Genomic DNA, 19,961 nt, shown 5'->3' on the forward strand with positions numbered 1-19,961 from the left:
CCGGTTGCCCGTCGTGGAACTGCTCACTGCCGAACGCGCCCTCGACCCCACCCGGGACGACCCCGCTCTGGGCCCATTGCTGGAGGTCGACGCCCACCTTGCGCGGCTTGGCAGCAGGATCCGCGTGCTCTCCGCCCTGGCCTGACCGATCGACACCGAAACCCGCTTCCTCGAGCGCTGGCGGGCCGGCAAGCCGGAGCTGCCTGCCCCGCCGACCCAGGCGCAGGACCACACCGCGACCCTGGCCGCGCTGGACGGCATCCTGCAGCAGCTGGATCGTGGCCACCCGGTGGGTGACTGGCTGTACCGCACCGCGTGGAGCTATCGGGTGGCCGCGCGCATGCTGGGCAGCATCGGTACCCCCCGCTTCACCGAATGCTCCACCCTGCTCTACGGACACCCCAGCACCCGCTATCGCTCGCAGACCATCACCACGGCACAGTCGGCCGCACAGATGCTGCTCATTACCGACCAGCTGCTCGGTTCGCAGTACGTGCCTCGCATCGCCTACACCATTCCCGCCCCCGACTTCTCGGTGATGCTGCGCGAGCGTATCGAGCCGTTCTTCACCGACGACCCGGTCAAGGTGGTGCTGGACACCCAGCTGGCCTCCAAGGCCGCCGCCGGCAGCAAGGTGATCCGGCTGCGGGCAGACGCCATGTTCTCGCAGCTGGACCTGGACCAGCTGGTGGAACACGAAGCGTTCATCCATGCCGGCACCCTGCTCAACGGCAAGCACCAGCCCTGGCTGCGCTGCCTGGGCAGCGGCGCGCCGCGCACCACCCGCACGCAGGAAGGCCTGGCCACGTTCTCGGAAATCGTCACCGGCGCAATGGACATCAACCGCCTGCGTCGCCTGGCCCTGCGCGTGGTGCGGCTGCAGGAGGCGTTGGAGGGTGCGGATTTCATCGACATCTTCAAGGCCTTCCTGGCCGCCGGCCAGACCGAAGAGGACAGTTATCGCAGCGCTGCGCGCATCTTCCGCGGCGGCGACGTGCGTGGCCGGGTGTGCTTCACCAAGGACGGCGCGTACCTGGAGGGGCTGCTGCTGGTTACCGCCTTCATCAAACGCGCCCTGCACGAGAATCGCGCCGACACGCTGCGGCTGGTGTTCTGCGGGCGCGTGGACCTGGGTGACCTGGTGACCCTGGCCCCCTACCGCGCCTCCGGCCTGATCGCACCGCCACGCTACGTGCCGCCGTGGGCACAGCATCCCGAGCGGGTGCTGGCCACGCTGGCGTTCACCACTGCCACGCAGGCCATGCGGCTGGACACGTTCGACCTGGAGCGGTTCTCGGCGGTCGAGGATGCGTTGATGGCGGGCCAGCCCTGAACCGCCTGCCGACGCATGAAGAAGGCCCCGCCGAGGCGGGGCCTTCAGTCACCGGCGCAACAGCCAGCCGTCATTCTTCCTCGTCCTGCCAGCCCTGCTGCTGGTTCTGGTTGCGCTGCTGCTGTTCCTGCTGCTGTTGCTGCTGCTGGTCGCGGCCACGCCCCTCCTGCTGACCGCGCTGGTCCTGCTGGGAACTCTGATTGCGCTGCTGTGCCATCTCGGATCTCCGGAAGCCGCGTGCGGAATGCCGCGGTCGTGGCCATCCTCTGAAGGCGGGGGTTAAATCCGTGTGGCCATTTTCGTACGAATTCGTCAAAGATCGCGCGCAGCACGTCCAGTGGCGCTTATTCCAAACTGGAACCCCGTCATGTCGCCACTCCCTGGCCCGCGCAGTCATCCGCATGAATGTGGGCGCTTGGGCACGTTTGGGGATTCGCAGATTTGCGCAGTCTCAAATATTCGATTGATGTTTTCTCAGGGTTCGGCCGGAAGACGCAGCGCAATCTATCCCAGACAGTTAAGTCGGTTACAGTTTTCCTCACTCAACTCGCATCATCCCGAATGGTGTGAAACGGCACATTGACGGCCCACTACGCGCCCCGCATGGTCGCCGCCATGAACATTTCATACGGTAGTGCGCGGCTTGGCGACATCGCCAGCATCCGCCAGGGACACCCGTTCCGCGGTGCGATCACCCCAGCCGCAGATGGCCCGGTACGCGTCATCCAACTGAAGAATGTCACCGCAACCGGCATGCAGGGTGCGGATGAACTATTGCGCACACACTTGAGCCACCGGAAGACACCGGACTGGGTCAAGGACGGCGACGTGCTGCTTGCCGCGCGCGGCAGTCATCCCATGGCGGCGCTGCTGTGCTCGCCTGCGGAGAGGACAGTGTGCAGTCCACACCTGTACGTGATTCGGCTGAAGGATCCGTCCAGCGTGATGCCAGCATTCCTTGCCTGGCAGTTGAATCAGCGACGCGCTCAGGATTATCTGCAGGGGCAGTCGGCTGGCTCGCGGCAACAGAGCGTGCGCAAGGCCTCGGTGGAGGCGCTGACAGTTCAAGTGCCCTCGCTTCTGCGACAGATGCGCATCGTAACCATCGCGAGGACGGCACAGCTTGAACTACGCCACTGCGAGCAGCTGATGGCGGCGCGGCATGACGAGGTAGCCCGATATGCCGAGCTCCTGCTGTCCGGATCCCGCGTCGACTCTCCTCTTACTCGCCGCGGGCCGTGACTTTCGCCCGAACGCGTGGCGTTCGCCTGGCTGGCTGGACGGAACGCTTTTTTCGCAAGCGGATCTCCATTTCGCTCACATACTCCAAAAGTGACACCCCATAGATGCGCAGGAGATCTCTCAGCTCGACTACGTCCACGCGGCGGCTGTTGCGCTCCACGTCGCTGATGTACGACTGGGTGACCCCTAAACGCTCCGATACCTCCGCCTGCTTGAGTCCCGCGCTGAGGCGGAGTTCGCGCAGAAGTTCGGTAACGACAAGGTGTTCGATGCGGTGAATGGTTCTTTGCATGGCTGCGCTTGCAGAAGGGGCAGCCCCATAAGCTATATCCAACTTTGCAATATCGGAAAAGACGATATAGTGGAGACATTCGATTGTGGAGAGCTTCAATGTCCGGGCGTGAGAGGTCAGCTGGTAATCGATTCGGCCGCGCGCATCGTGCGCAGGCCTTGCGTAGCGCCCGGTATGTCAGCCAAGGGTTGACCTGATGAAATACGGCGCCCTTCCCAACACCCCCGCGACGCTAGCCGCTCTCGTCCACGCCCGCGATGCGCTGGGCGATGTTGCCCATCCCGATGCGGACACGCACCTGACCCTGGCGCTGCTGCTGCTGAAGCTGGCCAGCGATGCGCACCAGGCCAGAACGCCGACGTCGGCGCAGCGGCCATTCGACCGCCTGCACTCGCTTCCGTTCTGCGTTCCCGCGCATGCCCGGTTCGACACGCTGTTCAGGCAGCGCCACGTGCCGGGCAATGCATTCCGGGTGATGGATGCCTTGCGGGTGTTCACGCTGGCCAACCCGCGCAAGCTGGGGGGCCTCTTCCCGGCGTTGCAGCTGGACGAAGCGCTGCCGGCCGACGACACCCAGCGCGACCAGGCGCTGGTCCAGCTGCTGGAGCGCCTTGCGCTGCCCGCGCTGGATTTCCGCGCCCAGGCTGCGGTGGGCAATGCCTGCATCAGCGATGCCGTGGAAGGCCTGCTGGAGCGGTCCGGTGCCGGTCGCGGTGGCGCCGGAACGGCCGCGGTCCCTGCGGCAGCAGCATGGTTGATGGCCGCGCTGACCCGGCCCACCCCGCATGAGGCCGTGTACGACCCGTTCTGCCGCCACGGCGCAGTGCTGTTGGCCGCATGGCGCTGGATGCGTGCGGAAAGCAATGGGGCAGGCGCCAGCACGCAGATGCGTCACCCGATGTCCGGGCAGGAACCCGACCCCTTACTGTGCGCGCTGGCGCGCCTGCGCCTGTTGCTGCATGGCAGCGACGACCTGCAGCTGCGTTCATGCGACGCGTTGCAGGAGCCGCTGCTGGAGGAAGGCCGACTGCAACGGTTCCACGTGGCGCTGGCGTGCCCGCCCCTGCACCTGAAGTGGGTGGCCACGCAGGCCCGCAGCGATCCGTACCTGCGCTTCCTGCATGGCACTGCGCCCCGGCAATGGGCACATGCCGCGCTGATCCAGCACATGCTGGCCACGCTGGATCCGCAGGTGGGGCGGGCGGCCATCGTGGTGCCTCACGGGGTGCTGTTCCGCGACGGCGAAGAAGCCCGGATCCGCGCTGCCTGGCTGGACGCCAATCGCGTGGAGACGGTGATCGGGCTGCCGGACCGGTTGTTCGGCGGCGCGTCGGTCGCCACGGCCCTGCTGGTGTTCCGTGTGGCGCGCAGCGATGCGTTGGTGCTGTTCGTTGACGCGCGCACGCTTTCAACCCCCGGCAAGCGGCGTGCCCGGCTGGGCATGGAGACGGCCGCGGCGCTGCACCGGCTGTGCACGCAGCGCAGCAGCGTGCCCGGCGTGGCGCATCTGGCAGGACTGGATGAGATCACCGCCAACCAGGGCAACCTGAGCATTGCCCGTTACGTACGTCCGGCACCCGCACGCATGCCGCCTGACCTGGCCACGTTGCGCGCACGTCGCACCGCCCTGGAAGCGGCCTTCGCTTCCATCCAGCGGGAGCTCAACGCCGAGTTGGATGCATTGGAGCGCGAGTTCGCGAATCTGGCCTGAAACGACGCCTTTCGATGAAGCGATTGGCTCTCGCTATTCCAATTTGAATTCGGATTGAGAACGTGTTGTGTGGCGCGCACGCGCAACGCATGATTCGGAATGATGCACACAGTGTGCGAGGGGGTTGATCGAACACACTGCCCGCATGGATACGACCCACCCGCGCTTTTTCGTCGCGCCCGCGCGCACCCGCTCACTGTCGCCGGAGAAGCCCGCGTGAGCGCGGCGCTGGGCAGGTTCGGGGTTCGCCACTCCGCCCTGGGCTGGCTGCGACGGCTGGGCTGGAACTACCTGCAGCCCCATGAGCTGGACCCGCTGCGTGGGGTGCCGGAGAGCACCCTGCTGGAGAAGCGGCTGCTGCCGTGGCTGCGTCGCTTCCGGTTCCAGCACCACGGCGAGCAGCTGCCCCTGTCGCCGCACACCTTTCACGACATCATTGCCGTGGTGGATACCTGCTGCCACAGCCTGGACTGGCAGGCCTCCAGCAGCACGGTGCACCGGCTGTTGATGGAGGGCGTACGTACCGTGCAACCGCTGCCTGGCGGCCGCAGCACGACCGTGCACGTGCCGTTGATCGACTGGGCGCATGTGCTCCGGAACCACTGGGATGTGGCCGACGCAACGCCCTTCCCGGATGCGCTGGATCCCGATGTCCGCGAACTGGTCGGGTACGTAAATGGCATTCCCCTGGCGGTGCTGGCCTGTGTGGAGCGCGATCGCGAAAGACGGTGGGGCCGAAGCGCCGCCGGCATAGCCCATCTGGACCGGGGGCAGGCCGCCGTCCTGGCCCATCACCCACCGCTGCAGGCGCAGGTGCTGCTGTGCCTGGACCGGCGCGGCGGCTGCTACGCCAGCGTGGGCACTCCGCCCCACCGCTGGGTGCGCTGGCGCGAACACGGTTGGAACCGCGCCACCCAGGACCAGTTGCGCGACCAGGCGGTGCCCTTCGCCGACGTCGCGCTCGATCCCCCATGGGCGGTACATGCCGAACTGCTGTACGGGGTGCTGGCCCCGGCCCGACTGCTGCAGTTGCTGCGCGGTTTCCTGCACACCAGTGCGCGCGGGCAGCGGTACCTGGCGCGGCCAGGCCAGTTCTTTGCCGTGCAGCACGCGCTGCAGGCGTTGCGCACGCGGGACCCGGCAGGCAGACGCGGCGGCGGCCAGCTCTGCCTTGCCGCCGGCAGTGGCCTGCAGCGCACCCGCGACTGGCTGCTGCAGGCGCTGCGTACCGACCCGGCCCTTGCGGGCATGCGGGTGCTGCTGCCGGTCACCCGGTCGTCGCCGGCCGCGCTCGAGCACAAGCGCAGGCCGGGCCCGCGCCCAGGGGACATGCTCACCGAGTTCCTCAACGGCCATACTGCTTCGCCGCACGAAGTCCCCCTGCGGGCACTTCGCGGATGGGGACGCAAGGCGCCGATGCCCGCGCCGGACGAGCCGGCGGCGGGCGACATCCTGCTGCTGGTGGATGCCGACTTCTGGGAGAGTCCACCGGCCTTGCTGCGCCGATTGCGTCGTTGTCTGCCGCTGTCTGCCTGGATCACCGTCTGCGCGCAGCCCATTGTCCTGCCATCGGCCCACCTGGATACCGGCACACCGCTGTACCACTACCCGCCGGAGCATGCGGTAGCTGACGGCGTAGTCGTGCCCACCTGGCGCGATGGCGCACCGATTTTTCCCGAACCTGTGCGCCCGGGTACGCCACAGGCCGCCGATGACCGCGCCAATCCGCGCCAGGGCCGGGTGGCCACCGCCATCAGCCAGCACTTCCATGGCCTGATCCGCGTGGCCGAGCGCAGACTGCGCGGCACACTGCTGGTAGACACCCCCAAGGACGCGGAGGGCTACCAGCACGCGCTCAGCGGCGATGGGCGCCTGCAGATCCATGTGGCCGGTTACGACGGCAACGGCCATCCGCTGGAGCGCGGTTCCGGGCACATACCGGGGCAGGCAGAGCTGGTCATCGCCCATGGCCAGCTGCCGGCCGCTCAGGACGCGAAACTGGGCCTGCTGTATGTGGACCGCCCGCTTTCCGCTGCCGAACGCCTGCGGGCTGTAGGGCTGGTCAACGCACCGCACCCCGACAAGCACGCCGCGCTGGTGGTGGATTTCCATGCCAGCGGCATGACCGAGGCGCCGGGGCAGGAGTGGCTGCCGGCGCCCGTGCAGGTGACCCGCGAGGCACTGCCCACCGACCATCGGCGTCTGCAAGGCCTGCTGCCGGGGGGTGCCGAGGAGGACTTCCACGCCTGCTGCGACCACCTTGCTCCGCGCTGGGTCCTGGGCGCGCACGGCAACGACACCGACCTGCACCGGCGCAGGCGCGACCTGCTGCACCGGCGCGTTACGGCATTCGGCCAGCGCCTGCAGGTGGCGATGGCCTCCGAGAGCGCGCTGACCGGAGACCAGGCGGCTACGGCGGTGCGCTACCGCGCCACACTGCACCGCTATTCGCTGCTGCGCGATGCGGTGAACCGGATGGCGCTGGAAGAACACCGCCTCAACCCCGAAGATCTGCGGGTACGGCACTGGGCACGCGAGCGCGCGCCGGCGGTGCACGAGGCACCGTTGGACTACGCGCTTCTGCTTGATGCCGCACCGGCACCGACCGAAGCGGAACACGCGTGCAACCAGATGTACACGCGTCTGCGGCAGTACCTGGCCGCAACCGGGGAAGCGCCGCACCTGATCGAGCAGAACCAGCACGCGCTGGGCCAGACACTGCTGATTCCGGCGGGCCCGCTGCGGTTGCAGGCGCTGGAGGCCTTTGAGCAGGCGCTGCAGTCGCGGGTTGGCGGATGCGGCGCGCACTCCCCATCGCGCGGGCTTGCACTGCTGGACAGCCTGTTCGGCGCGGCCCGCCACCCCACGCTCCGTGTTTTCATCGGCGCCCAGATCGACGTGGTGGTGGCCGAAGCGCACGCCGGCCCGCGCGCCCTGTTCCATGGTCATCTGCGCACCCGGCTGGAGCCGATGCTGCGCGGTCAGCTGGACGAACCGCAGGTACAGGCCATATTGCACGCCGTGCTTTCGCGCGCGCACGACTGGCCACCGGCATGAACCGCAGGACCGCGCGGCGCGCGGTTACGGCATTACAGGGGGTACGTAGGTCAGGGTCATGCCCAGTACCCACAGCAGGCCCAAGACCAACGGGATATGCACCAACAGCTGGATGAAGGTGAAACCGACAATATCGCGTGCCTTAAGACCCAGGACGCCCAACAGCGGCAGCATCCAGAACGGGTTGATCAGATTGGGCAGCGCCTCGGCGGCGTTGTACACCTGCACTGCCCAGCCCAGGTGCGCCTTCAGTTCATTGGCCGCCTGCATCACGTACGGCGCCTCGATGATCCACTTGCCGCCGCCGGACGGCACGAAGAACCCGAGCACCGCCGAATACACGCCCATGACCAGCGCGAAGCTGTCGGTGGTGGCGACGTGCACGAACACCGTGGACAGGCGATGCGCCAGGGTTTCGCCACCGCTGCCCACGGCATGGGTAAGAATCATGGCGATGCCGCCGTACAGCGGGAACTGGATCAGCACGCCGGTGGTGCTGGGCACGGCCTTGGCCACCGCGTTGAGGAAGCTGCGCGGGCGCCAGTGCAGCAGCAGGCCCAGCGAAATGAACAGGAAATTGTAGGTATTGAGGTTGGCGATGGCGGTGACCACCGGCTTGCTGGCGAATTCGCTGAACAACCAGCCGAAGGCCAGCAGCGACAGCAGCACGGTCAGCAGCGGGCTGTATTCCAGCCATTCGCCGGCGCGCGTGCGCGGCGGCAGCGGTTCCGGTTCGGCCTGGGCGGCACCGGCGAAATCGCGGGCGGTGCGTGCGGTAGCCGGGCCCGGCGCGGTCAGCCAGGCGATCAGCAGCGAAACCAGGATGAGCGCGGCGGTCAGCGCGATGGACTGCCACAGGAAAATGGTTTCGGTGAAGGGCAGCACGCCGGTGATCTCCACCAGGCCGGGCGGCATGCTGGCCGGGTTGGCCTGCAGCTGCGCGGCCGAGGAACTCAGGCCCATCGCCCATACCGCGCCCAGGCCAAGGTAGGCCGATGCACCGGCGGCGCGGTAGTCCATCTGCAGTTCCTGGCGGCGCGCCAGTGCGCGCACCAGCAGGCCACCGAACACCAGCGAAAAGCCCCAGCTGAGCAGCGAGGCCAGCATGCTGACCAGGCCCACGTACACCACCGCGCCCCGGCCGGTGCGTGGCACCCGGGCGAGGAGTTCGATAAAGCGCGCCACCACCGGGGCGGTGGCCACGGCATAGCCGCCGATGACCACGAAGGCCATCTGCATGGTGAAGGGAATCAGGCTCCAGAAGCCGTCGCCGAAGGCTTTGGCGGTGGCCTGCGGGGTGGCACCGAAGCCCATTGCCGCCAGTGCCACGATGACCACGCCGAGCACCGCGAACACATACGCGTCGGGGAACCATTTCTCCGCCCAGGCCGCCGACCGCAGCGCTGCGCGCGCCATCCAGCCGTCCTGTGCCGGCGCTGATGTGTTGGTGGCCATGCCTTACCCTCCCAGGTTCAGTGACCTGATTTTCGCGGCAGGGATGGCCCATGTCAGTAACCCATTGGTCGGGTCACGACCAACGGTCGTGACCTACCCGGGCCCGCTCTGCCCCCGACCGACGGGCGCGCGTGGGTCATGGCCCGGTATCCCCCGACCGACGGCGCGCGTGGGTCATGGCCCGGTGTCCCCCGGCCGACGGGCACGCGTTGGTCATGGCCCGGTATCCCCCGACCGACGGGCACGCGTGGGTCATGGCCCGGTATCCCCCGACCGACGGGCACGCGTGGGTCATGGCCCGGTAGCGCCCGACCGTTGGTCGGGCGACCCGGCGGCTCACCCCAGCGCCAGTGCCGCGGCAATACCCGCAAACAACGCCGCGCCCACCCAGTTGTTGTGCAGGAACGCCTTGAAGCAGGGGTCACGCTCACGCTTTCGCGCGATCCAGAATTCCCAGGCAATCAGCCCGGCAGCCACCGCCACGCCCAGCCAGTAGTAAAGACCCAGCCCGCCGCGCACGCCCACCAGCGCCATCGTGCCGAGGAACAGCGTGTACAGGATTCCCTGGATCACCAGGTCCAGGTCGCCGAACAGGATGGCGGTGGAATGCGAGCCCATCTTCAGGTCGTCATCGCGATCGACCATGGCGTACCAGGTGTCGTACGCGGTGGACCACAGGATGTTGGCGCCATACAGCAGCCAGCCGATCACCGGCACTTCGCCCTGGATGGCGGCGAACGCCATCGGGATGCCCCAGCCGAAGGCCATGCCCAGGTACACCTGCGGCAGGTGGGTGTAGCGCTTCAGGTACGGGTAGCTGGCGGCCAGGAAGATGCCGATGAAGCTCATGCCGATGGTCAGCAGGTTCAGGGTGAGCACCAGCGCGAACGCGACCAGCATCAGCCCGGCGAACAGCAGCAGCGCCTCGCGCCCGGACACGCGCCCGCTGGCCAGCGGGCGGTCCTTGGTGCGCTTGACGTGCGGGTCCAGCCAGCGGTCGGCGTAGTCGTTGATCACGCACCCGGCCGAACGCGTCAGCCAGACCCCGGCGGTGAACACGAACAGGATCCACAGCGGCGGCAGCCCGCCGGCGGCCAGCCACAACGCCCACCAGGTGGGCCACAGCAGCAGCAGGGTGCCGATCGGGCGATCGGCGCGCATCAGTTTCCAGTACTGCCCCCACCGCGACGGCGGGGCGCTGGCGGGGGTATCGAATCGTTCGTAAGCCATGCGCAAAGGATACCGCCAAGGCCCCTGCCCCGGCGCCGGAAGCGCTGTTTCGTCCAAGGGGGCAGACCTGCGCCGCGTTTACGGATAGAATGCCCGTCCCGCACCGCCTCATGGCGCTGCGATGCCCACCCCGGCCCGCCGGTGGTGCGGCGGTTCTTCAAGATGCGCCCGTAGCTCAGCCGGATAGAGTAGTGGCTTCCGAAGCCATTGGTCGGGGGTTCGAATCCCTCCGGGCGCACCATCTTCTTTGCTTTCCCGTCAGTAGGTCCCGTCAAACGCGAAGATCGGCTTGCGCTGTTTCCACAGGCCGGCGGTGAAGTCCGGGAACTCCAGGGTCTGGAAGCTGTTGGCGATGGACTGCTCCGACAGCGGGGTGATCGCGCTCCAGGTGATGGCGTCGTAGATGTCGATCGGCATCGGCGCCTTGGCCTTCAGGGCTTCGACGAAGGCATGGATCACGAACCAGTCCATGCCGCCGTGGCCCGCGCTGGCGGCGGTGTCGGCGTGCTGCTTCCACAGCGGGTGTTCGTACTGGTCCTGGTAGGCCTGGAACGGTTCCCACTTGTGCGGCGGGCTGCGGCCTTCGATGTGGATGGACTGGTTCACGTCCATCCACAACCCCTTGGTGCCCTGCACGCGGAAGCCCATCGAGTACGGGCGCGGCAGCGAGGTGTCGTGCTGCAGCAGGATGGTTTCGCCGTTCTCGCAGGCCAGCGTGGTGGTGACGATGTCACCGAGCTTGAAGTTCACCTTGGTGCTGGGGTGGGTGGTGCCGCCACTCTTGGCCACGGTGTACTCGTGCAGGCCGCGCGCCTTGCTGGCGAACGCATTGATGTGGGTGAAGCGGTTGCCGCGGTTGATGCCGGTGTACATGGCGCACGGGCCGATGCCGTGGCTGGGGTACAGCTCGCCGTTGCGGTCCACCGAATGCTGGGTGCGCCAGCGTGCTTCGGACCACGCCTTGGGGCCGAATTCCACGCCGCTGTCGTACGGCTGGGCGGGATCGCCGGAGTTGAACTTCACTCCGCGCAGGTCGTGCTGGTAGCCGGCCTGCAGGTGCACCAGTTCACCGAACAGGCCGTTGCGCACCATCTGCAGGGTCGCCATCACGTCGCGGCGGTAGCAGACGTTCTCCAGCAGCATGTACGGGGTGCCGGTGGAAAGCTGGGTCTTGAGTACGTCCCAGTGGTCCTGCAACGTGATGCCTGCGACGACTTCGCAGCCGACCGCCACCTTCGCCTGCATGGCGGCAATGGCCATCGGCGCGTGGTACTCCCACGGGGTGGCGATGATCACGCCGTCCAGGCCACGCTGCTCGAGCAGGCGCTTCCACGCGTTGCGGTCGCCGTCCTGGCCGTAGGCGGTGGGCGCCTTCCTGCCGGCCTTGGCCACCATGTCCATGCCGCGCTTGAGCATGATCGGTTCAATGTCGCACAGCGCGACCACGTCAACGTCGTCGCGGCGGACCAGCTCCTTCAGCAGCACCTGACCGCGCATGCCGGTGCCGATCAGGCCCAGGCGCAGCGTGCGCCCGCGTGCCCAGGCGGGGGTCTCCGGCAACAGGCTGGTGGCGGCCAGGGCCGCACCGGCGGCGATGAATTCCCTACGCTTCATGGAACGTTACTCCCTTAAAATGCGCGCCGGCCGCAACCGGCGCGCTGGAACAATCAGAACTTATAGCCGACCTGCAGACTGTAGCTGCGGCCGAAGATGCTGGCATAGTCACTGGAGTCACCCAGGAAACTGTTCGGGTCGTAGAACGGCAGGCGGTTGAACAGGTTCTTGACCGTGAAGCCCAGGCTCCAGTGGTCATCCGGGCGCCAGCCCACGCTGAGGTTGGCGGTCCACCACGACGGCACGCCATCGCACTGGGCCGGGTTCACCGGCAGCGAGCCGGCGGTGCAGGTGTCCGGGTTGTTGTCTTCGGCATCGACGCGGTCCCACGCCCACTTGGTGCCGCCCACATAGTTGACGAAGAAGCTGGTGGTGACCTGCTTGTAGGACCAGTCGGCGTTGAACGTGGCACGCATGCGCGGGTTGCCGTAGTAACCGATGGTGTTGCCGTAGTACCACCGATCCGTGTCGTCGATGTAGGCCTCCTTGCGGCGCGCGATGGTGGCGGCCACGCCGATGTTCAGCGCGCCCCATTCACCGAGCATGAAGCGACCGCGCGCGTCGATGTCGAAACCGTCCACCAGGGTGCGGCCCTGGTTCTTGTACTGGCCCACCACGGCCGCCACGTTGCCCACGCTGTAGCCGGGCAACGCGCCCGGGCAGCTCACGCCGCTGGCCGGGTCGGCGCACATCTGCGCCAACGCAGCCTCGGCCGCCCGATCGGAGTCGCTGATCGGGTTGCGGGTCATCGACAGGATGTCCTGTTCCTTGCTGTAGTCCGGCGCGGCAATCTCGTTGCGACGGTAGATGAACCAGTAATCGGCCGAGATCGACATCCAGCTCGCCGGCTCATACACGAAACCCAGCGTGGAGATCTTGGCCTTCTCCGGCTTCAGGTCCGGGTTGGGCTGGGTCATGCGCGCCACGGTACGGCTGCAGTCGGCGTTGAGCAGCGAGTTGCCCAGGTCCACGTCGCCCGGCCGGTTGGACTGGCGCAGCAGGTTGGCGATGGCATTGGTCTCATCGCAGCGGATGTCGTCCTCGAAGCCACCGAGCTGGGCGAACACGCCGCCGGTGCCCGCTTCGGCCAGGCTGGGTGCGCGGAAGCCTTCGGAATAGGTACCGCGCAGCAGCAGTTGCGGCAGCACCTGGTACTTCAGGCCGATCTTCGGGGCCAGGTTGGCGCTGAAGTTGGGGTATTTGTCCACGCGCAGCGCGGCATCCAGTTCCAGCTTGTCGGTGAGCGGGGCCACGGCTTCGGCAAACAGCGCGTAGGTGTTGCGCTTGCCATCGAACCACGAGCCGCCCTGCTGGGTGATCAGGCCGTTGGCAGCGTCTTCGTTGCCCGGGGTGTAGAAGGTTTCGCGGGTGGCATTGAAGCCGAACGCGGCGCGCACGTCGCCGGCCGGCATGCTGAAGAGCGGGCCTTCGATCTTGCCGTCCAACGTATGCAGGCGCGTCCACGACTGGATGTCGAAGGTGGGGTATGCCTCGCGGATCAGCTTGGCGTTGGCGTCACTGATGACGCCGAACTGGTAGGCCGGGTTGTCGGAGATGATCACCCGGCCGGTGCCCGGGTCGATGGTGTAGGGTCCAAACGCGCGCTCGAAGCCGTCCAGGTTCACGTTGACGGTCTGGTAGGTGACCGAATGGCTTCCGGCGGTGGCGAACGCGGTTTCCCAGTTCCAGTCGTCGCCCAGGGCACCGCGCAGGCCGGCCAGCACCCGGTAGCTCTGGTCGGTGTTGCGCTGGCCGAAGTGGCCATCGCCTACATCCTGCATCAGGTAGTTCAGGCCCACCACGCCGCCCATGAGCGCCTTCAGTTCCGGGCTGGCCAGGTTGTAGACGTTGTTCGGTCCCAGATACGGCGTGCGGAACTGGTTGACCACGTTGCCGGTGTTGCGCGAGTACCAGCTGGACGGATTGCCGGTCGTGGTGTTGTAGGCAGAGGGCGTACCACCGTTGGCAGTCAGGTCGATGTCGGTGTAGGTGACCTCGGCGAAGGCTTCGGTGCTGTCGCCGATCAGGAAGTGCGAGCTGATGTACGCCGTGGCGCGCTCGGTCTTTGCACCCGCGTCGACTTCGCGGTTCATCCATTGTTCCCACGCGCAGCTCGTGCCGGCGGCCTGGGTGATGGGAGTGGTGCAGCCGGGCGCCGCTTCCTGGCGGCGCGCGTTGGTCACCGGATCGAACGCGAAGTAGGTGCCCGGGTTGAACTCACCCGGTCGGCTGCCGACGCCCAGGCGGAAGTTGCTGATGTAATTGGGGTTGTCGACGTAGAACTGGCTGGGCCGCTTGTCGTAGAAGTCGCTGATCGGAATCGCGTTGCGGCGATACAGGTTCACCGAGGCGTAGACGTTGTAGCGGTCTTCGTCGAGGTCGCCGAAGCCGGCAGTGATGCTGCCCTGCTGCTCGCCGTAGGAATCGATGCGCGAGGACTTGTCGGCGGTGATGTTGATCTCCGCGCCCCGGTAGGAGCGTTTGGTGATCACGTTGATCACGCCGGCCACCGCGTCGGTGCCGTACACGGCCGAGGCGCCGTCGGTCAGCACTTCCATGCGTTCGATGGCAGCGGCCGGAATGGCGTCGATGTTGACGAACTGGGTCTGGAAGCCGGCCGGCGCACCGTAGTACGACAGCCGCCGGCCGTTGAGCAGCACCAGCGTGCCCTGCGCGCCAAGGCCGCGCAGGTTCGCCTGCGAAGCGCCGTCGGAACCGGTGAACAGCGAGCGCGAATCCTGCTGGCCCGGGCGCGCCGCGGGCAGGTTGTCGAGCACCTGCAGCAGCGTGCGCGCGCCCATGTTCTCGATGTCCTGCTTGCTGATCACCTGCACCGGCGAGGAGGTTTCCACATCGCTGCGGCGGATGTTGGAGCCGGTGACCTGCACGCGCGCCAGTTCGGTGGCGTTGGCGTTTGCCTTGGCATCAACGGCCATGTCGTCGTCCTGGGCAAACGCCGGACCGGTGACGGCCAGGGCAAGCCCCAGCGCGACGGACAAGGGTGTAGCGGGGATGCGGCGATGGCGATGGCGTTCGTTCAACATCGTTGGCTCCTTGTGCTTCCGCAGCGTGGGGCTGCCTGGGTGGGTTTTTTCGGGCAACAGTCACCCGCACCACGGCCGGCAGGCCGTAGTCGGGAAACGGTGGGGAATTCTGTTTTTCGGTACGTCCCTGGGTTACGGCGACACGATGGTGGCGGTATCGCCCTCCTGTCCGATCAGTGCGGCGTTGGCCCAGTTGCCACACACCTGTGCGGGCTGCGTGCCTTGTGCGCCCAGCGTGCGCAGGCTCAAGCGCTGCAGGCCGCGGATATCCAGTTCGGGCTTGACCACGCCCGGTGCCTTCACCAGGCCGCTGTCGTAGAGCAGGCGGTCATCGCCCCAGACCTGGAACTGCATGCCGCCGGCGCTGCGGCACGCATCGTCGATGCCCAGGTCCGCGCGCAGCAGGCGCCACTGACCCTGCAGCTGCAGGTCGATGCGGCTGGCGGGCCCCACGCCCAGGCCACGGCGGAACAGCAGGCCGTTCATGCGCATGGGTTGCCCGCCCTGGAAGGCGAGGTCGGCGCGCACCTGTGCGTTGGCCGCGGCCGGCAAGGTCAGTTCGGACAGGTAGCGCTGCTGCGCCGGGCGCTCTGCAACCTGGTGTTCCAGGATCTGGAACGTGGACAGGGTGATCGGACCGACATCACGCGGTTGCAGTGCATCCACCGCACGCGCGACGTTGCCCTGCGCCGCAGTGACCATCGGGTCGCTGCCAGCGGCCCCATCACCGTCCGGGTTCTGCACGCTGAGCACGCGGAAGCGCAGCAGGCGGCCGGCGCGGGCGGGGAAGTCGATCTGCTGCAGGTCCTGCTTCAGCGCCAGGCGGCCGCGCTTGATCGGCTCGCCCCATTCGCCATTGGTGTCGGCCAGGTAGATCTCGTAGTCGCGGATCTGCCCACTCTTCCAGTGCTGGTCATTGCGCGGTGCCAGTGCGATGCCGTCGATCAGGCGGCGCTCGCCGAAGCCGATCACCCATTCGTGGGCACCTGTGCGCACGGCCTGGTTGCGCACGGTGCGGAACCAGGTGGCCGGGTCGTCGTCGAATGCCTTTTCCAGTTCGTAGCCGCGCTCTTCGGCCGGGCGGTTGACCACCAGCAGGCTGTCGGCCGGCAATGCGCGGCCCAGCACCGGTGCGGCGGGGAACACATCATCGGACGCTGCCGGTGCCTGCGCGATATCGAGCTGGAAGGCCAGTGGCTGGCGGATGTCGGTGGGTACGGTCCGCACATGCACGGTGCCACGGCGTTCGCCTGCATCGAAGTACCAGCCTTCCGCCGCGGCCTGCCACGCGACGGCATCTGTGAGCATCGGCAGCGCGCGGCCATCAAGACTTACCGCTGCCGGCTTCTGCCGGCTGAGTACGCGCAGCGCGTAGCGGCGCTGTGCCAGCTGCCCCTGGTACTGACCGCGCACGCCATTGATGTTCACCTGCACCGGGCCACTGCCCTGCGCCGGCGCCTGCATGGTGACCTGCTGCTGGCTGGATTCGCCCTTCTCGTAGCGCCGCGTGTTGCCGTCGTCTTCGTACAGCGTGTACTGCGAGCTGCCCTGCGGGTAGAGGTCGAAGGTGACCTCATCCAGCGGCTTCTGGCCGTCGTACAGCATCTCCGGGTACATCGGCACGATGGCACCGGCGCGCACGAATACGGGGATTGTTGCCAGATCGACCGGGCGGTCCAGCTGACGGCCTTCCGCACCGGCCTGCAGCGCGCGGCCGTCCCAGTAATCGATCCAGCGGCCCTGCGGCAGGTGGATGTCGCGGCGCCAGCCACGGCTGGCGGCCTGGCTGCGGTACACCGGCGCCACCAGCAGGTCGCGGCCGAGCAGGAACTGGTACTTCCAGGTTTCGTCCCAGGCGTGCGGGTCCTGCGGGTAATCCCACATCAGCGCGCGCAGGATCGGCGCGCCGGTCGTCGCCGCGTCGTGTGCCAGCCCATACATGTACGGGGTCATGCGCATTTTCAGCTTGAGGTAATCGCGGTTGACGCTGCGGTAGGGCTCGTCGAACCACCACGGGTGCTTGCGCGCACTGCCCGACCAGCCGGACATGCCCATCAGCACCGGGGTGAAGCTCTTCCACTGCAGGTCGCGGGTGAAGGTTTCGGCGCTGCCGCCGAAGATCGCATCCACATCGCCACTGGCGTAGGCCATGCCCGAAAGGCCCGATCCGACCAGGGTGGGAATGTGCCAGCGGATGTAATCCCAGCTGCTGCTCTGGTCGCCGGTCCAGGCGACCGCATAGCGCTGGATGCCGGCCCAGCCCATCACCGTCCACAGGAACGGGCGCGAATCGGCGTTGTGCAGGATGCCGTTGAACGCGGACTGGTTGGCATCCATCGCGAACTGGTAGCCCTTGCCGGTCCAGGCCACGTCCAGCTTCTGCACGCGGCTGCCGGCGGTGCCCACTTCCCAGGCGATCTTGTCCACGCCGTTCTCGGTCCACAGCCCGGTCTTGAAGCCGTAGCCAGCCAGCCCCTTCACCGTTTCCGGCAGGGCCTTGTAGCCGCAGCCGTAGCCGTCGTTGGGCAGGATCCAGCCGCCGGGCATGTCGTGCTCGCGGTACTGTTTTGCCACGCTGTCGACCACGTCCGGGGTGGTGCCGGTGGGGCCATCGCTCCAGCCTTCGGGCACGCTGCCGGGCTTCTTGATGTTGTCGCCATCGTTGTAGCAATCCGCGTCGCCGTACGAGAACGCCCAGCGCGGCAGCAATGCGGCGCGCCCGGTGAGTGCGGTGTAGCGGTCCAGCAGCGCGGGCAGGCCGGCGCCGACAAAGTAGTAGGCGTCGAAGCGGTCTTCGCGGTGCAGCAGCGTGGCCTGGTCGGGCTGGCGCAGGTCGTAGCTGCCATCGCTCCAGGTGTTGCGCAGCATGCCCCAGCCACGGGAGCTGAGCAGCATCGGCGCGGGGTTGGGGCGGTCGCCTTCTTCCCAGCCACCGGAATAGGACACCTCCAGTTCACGGCCCTTGAAGGCGAAGCGGCCGTTCTGCTGGCCGCCGCCGACGAACTGTTCGTCGGCGCTACTGCTGAGGACCTGCACGCTCTGCGCGCTGTCGAGGTCCAGCGGCTGCAATTCGTGCCACAGCGGCACGTCGTTGCCGGCCTCGCGCCGATCCAGGGCCAGGCGCAGCGGTTGCCGGTGGATGCGCAATACCAGCGCGTCGGTGCGGATGCGCACTTCGCTGGCGTCTTCTTCCAGGGTGAACGGGACCGCGATGGCGGGCTGCGGCAACACGATCGGCGCGGCCTTGTCGCCGGCCGGCACCAGGGTGCCGTTGCGTCCGGCCTGCACCCGCAGCAGATCGTCGCGCACCAGGTCCACGCGCAGGATGGCACCGGTGCTGCTGGTCAGCGTCCAGGCGGTGCCGTCGGCTGCGGGTAGTGCGCGCACTGCCTGCAGGTCGCCCACCGGCGCAGCGATGGCGGGCGTGCACGCCGTCGCGCAGGCGATCAACGCCATGGTCACTGTGGTGCGACGACAACGGCTTGCCACTTTGCCCCCAAAGCCCGCGTTCGACGGGTGTCCGAAACCAGTGCGGCCGACTATGGGGCAGCGATTCGAAACTTGTCAATGAATTGCAAAGAAAAAATCTTAGGAATTTCGTGCAAACGAAAGATGTTGCGAGGCACCACTTTCTAAATGACGACTGAATGCGGGGCTTTTACCCTTTTAGGAGCTGATAGATAGCGGAGGACGAATCGGTTCCGCCACGGCATGACAGTCGACAGTGCGCCAGCGCAAACTTGTTTTTATCTTTCGATAATTGACATTTCGAAAGAAAACGCAGAAGGTGAGCTGGCCCAACAGGAAATGCTTATGGAAACGTGCCTGCTCCCTGATCTGCCTCAATGGCAGCGCCTCGGTGGTGCCCATACCGCCGAAGAAATCGCGCAGCAACCGCGCCTGTGGGCCATGGTGGCCGACCAGTTGGCGGGCGCGCAGGACAGCATCGACGCATTCCTCGGGACTGCCCTGGCGCAGCCCAACCAGAAGGTCATCTTTACCGGCGCCGGCAGCTCGGGGTTCATTGCCGAGATGGTCGCCGACCAGATCAATGCACAGTGGCCGGCCGACGTACGCGCGGTCCACACCACCAGCCTGCTGACCCACCCGGCGCTGTACCTGCAGCGCGACCGTCCGACCCTGCTGGTGTCGTTCGGGCGCAGCGGCTCCAGTCCGGAAAGCGTGGCGGCGGTCGATCTGGTACGCGCGCAGGTGGACGACGCGCGCTTCCTGGACATCACCTGCAATGCCGAGGGCGCGTTGGCCCAGCGTGGCCAGGGCCGCAGCGACACCCTGTCGCTGCTGATGCCGCCGGCCAGCTGCGACCGCGCCTTTGCCATGACCAGCAGCCTGAGCTGCATGCTGCTGGCCGCCCTGTGCGTGTTCGAGAAGGCGCCCTGGGCTGCGCGTGTCGAGCGCATGCGCCGCCTTGCCGACAGCGGCACGCGCGCAGTGCAGGCGTGGGATGCGCCGGTCGCCGCACTGGCGCAGGCCGACATCAGCCGCGTCATCTACCTGGGCAGCGGGCCGCTGGAAGCCACCGCACGCGAAGCCGCGCTGAAGGTGCTGGAGCTCACCGCCGGTCGCGTGCTCGCCCTGGCCAACACGCCGCTCGGTTTCCGCCACGGGCCCAAGTCCACGCTCAACGGCACCACCCTGGTGGTGATGCTGCGCAGCGCGCAGCCGCTGGCACGCCGCTACGAACAGGACCTGCTGGACGAGCTGCGCCGCGACGGCATCGCCAACCGGATCCTGTCGGTGGGGCCGGCCGGCGCAGACAGTGCCGAAGGCGACTTTGTGCTGGACATTCCCGACCTGCCCGATGCATGGCTGTCGCCGCTGTGGCTGCTGGTGGCGCAGTGCTTCGCGCTGCAGCGATCGGCGGCACTGGGCCTGACCCCGGACAACCCCTTCCCCGACGGCACGGTCAACCGCGTGGTACAGGGTGTGACCATCCACGACCATGGCTGAGCCGGGTACGCC

Annotated in this window: 13 protein-coding genes and 1 tRNA gene; 7 read left to right on the top strand and 7 right to left on the bottom strand. The window is 67.3% G+C overall.

Annotated elements, in window-relative coordinates:
• Nucleotides 1-13 precede the first annotated feature (13 nt).
• Together ACIGII_RS00155 and ACIGII_RS00160 are read left to right on the top strand one after the other, a co-directional pair.
• Nucleotides 14-145, top strand: coding sequence for a hypothetical protein (locus tag ACIGII_RS00155; RefSeq protein ID WP_399637527.1), 132 nt, complete (start codon nt 14-16; stop codon nt 143-145).
• Between the two features lie 3 nt (nt 146-148).
• Nucleotides 149-1,333 (top strand): flavohemoglobin expression-modulating QEGLA motif protein, encoded by a 1,185-nt coding sequence (locus tag ACIGII_RS00160; protein WP_399637804.1) that lies wholly within the window; start codon nt 149-151, stop codon nt 1,331-1,333.
• A 70-nt stretch (nt 1,334-1,403) separates the two neighbouring features.
• On the opposite strand, the gene ACIGII_RS00165 is transcribed toward ACIGII_RS00160, so the two are convergent.
• Nucleotides 1,404-1,550, bottom strand: a complete 147-nt coding sequence (locus ACIGII_RS00165; protein ID WP_399637530.1) for a hypothetical protein — start codon at nt 1,548-1,550, stop codon at nt 1,404-1,406.
• Between the two features lie 398 nt (nt 1,551-1,948).
• Here ACIGII_RS00165 and ACIGII_RS00170 point away from each other — a divergent pair, with 398 nt between their 5' ends.
• Nucleotides 1,949-2,575 (top strand): restriction endonuclease subunit S, encoded by a 627-nt coding sequence (locus ACIGII_RS00170; protein ID WP_399637532.1) that lies wholly within the window; start codon nt 1,949-1,951, stop codon nt 2,573-2,575.
• Here the strand turns inward: ACIGII_RS00170 and ACIGII_RS00175 are convergent.
• On the bottom strand, nt 2,556-2,867 hold the full coding sequence (locus ACIGII_RS00175; RefSeq protein WP_399637535.1) for a helix-turn-helix domain-containing protein: 312 nt from the start codon (nt 2,865-2,867) through the stop codon (nt 2,556-2,558). The two genes, ACIGII_RS00170 and ACIGII_RS00175, sit on opposite strands and share 20 nt — an antisense overlap.
• Before the next feature lie 196 nt (nt 2,868-3,063).
• Between ACIGII_RS00175 and ACIGII_RS00180 the strand changes: the two genes are divergently transcribed.
• Both ACIGII_RS00180 and ACIGII_RS00185 read left to right on the top strand, forming a co-directional pair.
• Nucleotides 3,064-4,578, top strand: coding sequence for an N-6 DNA methylase (locus tag ACIGII_RS00180; protein ID WP_399637537.1), 1,515 nt, complete (start codon nt 3,064-3,066; stop codon nt 4,576-4,578).
• Between the two features lie 216 nt (nt 4,579-4,794).
• The gene (locus tag ACIGII_RS00185; protein ID WP_399637540.1) at nt 4,795-7,635 is read left to right on the top strand and encodes a type I restriction endonuclease; all 2,841 of its coding nucleotides are present in this window, start codon (nt 4,795-4,797) and stop codon (nt 7,633-7,635) included.
• 24 nt (nt 7,636-7,659) lie between these two features.
• Here ACIGII_RS00185 and ACIGII_RS00190 read toward each other — a convergent pair whose 3' ends face one another.
• Both ACIGII_RS00190 and ubiA read right to left on the bottom strand, forming a co-directional pair.
• On the bottom strand, nt 7,660-9,051 hold the full coding sequence (locus tag ACIGII_RS00190) for a short-chain fatty acid transporter (RefSeq protein WP_399637806.1): 1,392 nt from the start codon (nt 9,049-9,051) through the stop codon (nt 7,660-7,662).
• Between the two features lie 375 nt (nt 9,052-9,426).
• Nucleotides 9,427-10,320, bottom strand: coding sequence for a 4-hydroxybenzoate octaprenyltransferase (gene ubiA / locus ACIGII_RS00195; RefSeq protein WP_399637542.1), 894 nt, complete (start codon nt 10,318-10,320; stop codon nt 9,427-9,429).
• A gap of 164 nt (nt 10,321-10,484) precedes the next feature.
• Here ubiA and ACIGII_RS00200 point away from each other — a divergent pair.
• Nucleotides 10,485-10,561, top strand: a tRNA-Arg gene (locus tag ACIGII_RS00200).
• Between the two features lie 17 nt (nt 10,562-10,578).
• Here the strand turns inward: ACIGII_RS00200 and ACIGII_RS00205 are convergent.
• From ACIGII_RS00205 to ACIGII_RS00215, 3 genes are all read right to left on the bottom strand, one after another.
• A complete protein-coding gene (locus ACIGII_RS00205; protein ID WP_399637543.1) occupies nt 10,579-11,934 on the bottom strand; it encodes a Gfo/Idh/MocA family protein in 1,356 nt (451 codons plus the stop codon).
• 53 nt (nt 11,935-11,987) lie between these two features.
• On the bottom strand, nt 11,988-14,978 hold the full coding sequence (locus ACIGII_RS00210) for a TonB-dependent receptor domain-containing protein (RefSeq protein WP_399637545.1): 2,991 nt from the start codon (nt 14,976-14,978) through the stop codon (nt 11,988-11,990).
• Nucleotides 14,979-15,110: 132 nt separating this feature from the next.
• On the bottom strand, nt 15,111-18,434 hold the full coding sequence (locus ACIGII_RS00215; protein ID WP_399637548.1) for a TIM-barrel domain-containing protein: 3,324 nt from the start codon (nt 18,432-18,434) through the stop codon (nt 15,111-15,113).
• 357 nt (nt 18,435-18,791) lie between these two features.
• On the opposite strand from ACIGII_RS00215, the gene ACIGII_RS00220 reads away from it, so the two are divergent.
• The gene (locus ACIGII_RS00220) at nt 18,792-19,949 is read left to right on the top strand and encodes an SIS domain-containing protein (protein WP_399637550.1); all 1,158 of its coding nucleotides are present in this window, start codon (nt 18,792-18,794) and stop codon (nt 19,947-19,949) included.
• The last annotated feature ends 12 nt before the right edge of the window (nt 19,950-19,961 follow it).

Source organism: Stenotrophomonas sp. NPDC077420, from assembly GCF_044543385.1.
Taxonomy (GTDB): domain Bacteria; phylum Pseudomonadota; class Gammaproteobacteria; order Xanthomonadales; family Xanthomonadaceae; genus Stenotrophomonas.

Bases quoted from the DNA above. Each gene is read 5' to 3' on its own strand.
- ACIGII_RS00165 (WP_399637530.1), bottom strand. From the start codon at position 1,550: ATGGCACAGCAGCGCAATCAGAGTTCCCAGCAGGACCAGCGCGGTCAG.
- ubiA (WP_399637542.1), bottom strand. From the start codon at position 10,320: ATGGCTTACGAACGATTCGATACCCCCGCCAGCGCCCCGCCGTCGCGG.
- ACIGII_RS00190 (WP_399637806.1), bottom strand. From the start codon at position 9,051: ATGGCGCGCGCAGCGCTGCGGTCGGCGGCCTGGGCGGAGAAATGGTTC.
- ACIGII_RS00175 (WP_399637535.1), bottom strand. From the start codon at position 2,867: ATGCAAAGAACCATTCACCGCATCGAACACCTTGTCGTTACCGAACTT.
- ACIGII_RS00215 (WP_399637548.1), bottom strand. From the start codon at position 18,434: ATGGCGTTGATCGCCTGCGCGACGGCGTGCACGCCCGCCATCGCTGCG.
- ACIGII_RS00220 (WP_399637550.1), top strand. From the start codon at position 18,792: ATGGAAACGTGCCTGCTCCCTGATCTGCCTCAATGGCAGCGCCTCGGT.
- ACIGII_RS00205 (WP_399637543.1), bottom strand. From the start codon at position 11,934: ATGAAGCGTAGGGAATTCATCGCCGCCGGTGCGGCCCTGGCCGCCACC.
- ACIGII_RS00180 (WP_399637537.1), top strand. From the start codon at position 3,064: ATGAAATACGGCGCCCTTCCCAACACCCCCGCGACGCTAGCCGCTCTC.
- ACIGII_RS00210 (WP_399637545.1), bottom strand. From the start codon at position 14,978: ATGTTGAACGAACGCCATCGCCATCGCCGCATCCCCGCTACACCCTTG.
- ACIGII_RS00170 (WP_399637532.1), top strand. From the start codon at position 1,949: ATGAACATTTCATACGGTAGTGCGCGGCTTGGCGACATCGCCAGCATC.